Source organism: Stenotrophomonas pictorum JCM 9942 (assembly GCF_001310775.1).
Lineage (GTDB): Bacteria > Pseudomonadota > Gammaproteobacteria > Xanthomonadales > Xanthomonadaceae > Stenotrophomonas > Stenotrophomonas pictorum.
In genome coordinates, this window is record NZ_BAZI01000303.1 from 1 (window position 1) to 3244 (window position 3244).

Below are 3244 nucleotides of genomic sequence, written 5' to 3' on the forward strand. Positions count from 1 at the left end.
CACCGCACCGCCGCGCTGCAAATCGAAGTCGCACGGCATCCGCACGTCGCGCTGGCCGCGCTGGTGCATGGCATGGTGCAGACCGTCTTGCAGCCCGACGCCTACGGCGATGGCCTGCCGCTGGGCGTGCGCCTTACGGCGCAAGACCGGCTGGAAGGCATGACCCCGGACTGGCCGGAATCGCCCGCCGCCGTGGCGCTGCGCGAACTGCAACAGGTGGCCGGTGAAGCCTTGCCGGAGGACAGCGCCGAACTGTTCGCCGCGCTGCTGGTGAATTCGCAAGACGAACTGGTGCGCCTGCTGGCGGTTTGCGTGGCCGCGACGGTAGACGTGGTGACGCCTCGCGCCACGACGCACCAGCGCGGCGAGGAACTAGCGCAGGCCGTGGGCCTCGACATGGCCGCATGGTGGAAGCCGACCGCAGAAGGCTACTTCAAGCACGTTTCCAAGGCCGCGATTCTGGATGCCGTGGGCGAGTACGCGCCCGAGCAGGTCAACCGGCTGGCGAAGCTCAAGAAGGCCGACATTGCCAGCGAAGCGGAACGGCTGGCCGATGGCACGGGCTGGATGCCCGCCATCTTCAAGGCCGCAGACCCGCAGGAGGCCGCGCAGGAAGAAGGCCCGGAGCAGGACGCGCCGGAGGATGCCGAAGCAATGGCGGATGAACCCGCCGAGGCGCTGGCCGCTTGACCCGCACCGAAGGCAAGCGCCCCGGCCTCGACCGGGGCGCTTCGCTGGAAGGAGAAGCCACATGACCCGCACCACAAACAGCCGCCCGCGCATGGCGGCGACCTATGCCCCCGGCACGGTACGCGCTCGCCGCTGGCATGGTGAAGGCGACGTGCGCGGCTATCGCCCGCCCTCGGGCTGGATGGCCTGCGCCGACCTCACCGACATTCATCCCATCACGGGCCGCGCCTTGCCGCGTGCCGTGTGGTGGCTCATCGAGACGAAGGAATAGCAGCGGCAGCCCCCGGCACATTGAGCCGGGGGCTGTTCCAAAATCCGGGCGCGGCGGTGGCCGCGCCCGGTTCCAACGTCCAAAACAAAATCGCCCCGTCGCCGCCTTCAGCCAGGCGGGGACAGGGCGGCGCGGGATTCCTCCCGCGCACTTGCTTCACGGCAGTCGGTCGCTATGATGAGCGTACAGCCGCGTCTAGCTGAACCTGCTGCCGGGTTAAACGACGTTCTATACCGCTTCATTCGTTACGTTGACCGTGCCCATTCCTTCGGTCGATGCGTAATCGGCAGACATCGGCCATGTACAGAGGAATTTGGCATGTCTGCATCTACCTATTTTGTTTCCGAGGCCGCCGTCCGCAATCTCAAACAGCGGGCGGAGCGCCGCGTGAGCGGCGTCCGTTCCGCGCATATGAGCGAGGTCGTAGCCGCCGCGCTCGGGTTCAGAACCCATGCGGCGCTGCGCGCCGCACTCGGCGGTCGCGCCACTGCCGAGGCTAGCAAACCGAGCAATGCACGCGCGATCCAGCGGTTGCGGCAGTTGGGCTACAACGCACCAGATGACCTGCATTTGCTACCAGAGCTGGACCGTTCCTACTCGCCGTTCAAGACCTATCCGCTGCGCAAGCAGCGCGGCGTGCGCTGGAACGCATGGCGCAACCTGATGGTCGCGGCGATCAACGCCGGCTTGGAACAGCGCCTGTTCGGGTTGTCCCCGGGCGAGGACTGGTGGGCCGGCGCCGACCCGACGAACGGAGGCGGCGTGCGCGGGTTGTACCGCTTCACCTTCGACGGCCTGCCGGCAACTGCGGCTGTCGCCGCGATTAGCGGCGACGAGTTGGCGATCCACGTACTGCTTGACCCGCGCAATGAGCAGGTCGAAGCCGACTTCAACGACGGCCTGGATGACGGCGCGGCGTGCGCGCACGGCTGGCTGGAACGTCGGCTCGGCGCTTGGATACAGGATGGCGGAGAGGAATTCTCGTGCAAGCGTGCTGTGCAGGCGCGAGTGGCCGCGGTGGTGATTGAGCCGCACGGTTACGCCGACCAAGGCAGCTTCATCCTGTAGAGCGTTCGAGCCAGTTCGTGAGGCGAGAACAGGGCGTGGCGGCACTTATGCGCCGCCGGGCTTTCGGGCTGCGTCCCGTGCCGTCTTTGCCGTCACGGCCATTCGGCTTCAATCCCTCACGCCTGCGCGCCTGCGGCGCTGCGCTTGCCTCCAGGGGAAAGCCTTGCAGGCTATCCCCGCCGCGCGATGCTTGGTGCATCTTCGATGCGGCCGAACCGGCTGCGCTGGATCGGCCTGGCCAGCGCCCCGCCGCGATGGTCGCAACGCTGGCAAACACGCTGGCGCTTGCTGCGGCAGGTTGTGCGGATGCGTGCCGTCCTCAACGCTGGCGGTTCCTGCCCATCACGTCACGAAGGACGGTTCACGGACAACCCGCCCGGCATCGCTATGGAGCTTCCACGCCACGCCTCAAGACCTGCGCCGCAAGGTGCGGCAAGGGCGTTCTCGCTTGTCGTTGGGTGGTTGACCTGGCCCGCGTCAGGGGGCGTGCCGGAGATGCCTTCGGGCGGGGGGGGGCGAGCCGGCCCTATCTCCTTTCGGAGCGGTTCGGCCCAAGGCGTCCTTGTCTCGTTGTGAATCCTGGCGGGGGCGCGGCTGCGCCTCGGGCTTCATGGCTGCAACCGTCCGGCGAAAACAATTTCCCCGCCGCTGCGCGGCTTCCTCGCGCAGCAAATTCTTTTCACCTTCCGGTTCTCCACTGCGTTTCGACCGCAAGCGGTGCAGCCAGCCCGTCCCCCGCCGGCCGGATCACAACAAGGACGCGATGGGCGCGAACCTTGTTCAACCGAAAGGAGAAATCATCATGGCCAACATCGGCACCTTCACCACCGACAAAGACGGCTTCACCGGCACGCTGCGCACCCTGACGCTCAACGTCAAGGTCAAGCTGGTTCCCAACGACAAGGGCAGCAGCGAGAACGCCCCCGACTTCCGCCTCCAGGCCGCAGGCCACGACATCGGCGCGGCATGGAACAAGACCAGCGAGGCCGGGCGGGAATACAAGTCCGTGACCCTCGACGATCCTTCGTTCCCGGCTCCGGTCTATGCCCGCCTGATCGAAGGCGAGGACGGCACGCACGACCTGATCTGGTCGCGCAGCAAGCCCCAGGCGGCGTGACCGCCGCAGCGCCCCGCCCATCGCGGCGGGGCGCTGTGCTGTTGGTACAGCACCTATCCAGTCAGCACCTATGAGAAGCAGGCTCGTTCCGAAGGTAA

The 3244-nt window shown here is 67.0% G+C and carries 3 protein-coding genes and 1 pseudogene; all 4 read left to right on the plus strand.

What is annotated here, in order from left to right:
• Positions 1-690 (plus strand): annotated as a pseudogene (locus tag JCM9942_RS12765) (chromosome partitioning protein ParB); the annotation flags it as partial.
• Positions 691-751: 61 nt separating this feature from the next.
• The gene (locus JCM9942_RS12770; protein WP_016448845.1) at positions 752-961 is read left to right on the plus strand and encodes a hypothetical protein; all 210 of its coding nucleotides are present in this window, start codon (positions 752-754) and stop codon (positions 959-961) included.
• Positions 962-1279: 318 nt separating this feature from the next.
• Entirely contained in the window at positions 1280-2029 is a 750-nt protein-coding gene (locus tag JCM9942_RS12775; RefSeq protein WP_054660124.1) for a hypothetical protein, read from the plus strand.
• A gap of 802 nt (positions 2030-2831) precedes the next feature.
• Positions 2832-3146: a DUF736 domain-containing protein gene (locus tag JCM9942_RS12780; RefSeq protein ID WP_003107092.1), complete on the plus strand. Its 315-nt coding sequence runs from the start codon at positions 2832-2834 to the stop codon at positions 3144-3146.
• Positions 3147-3244 lie beyond the last annotated feature (98 nt).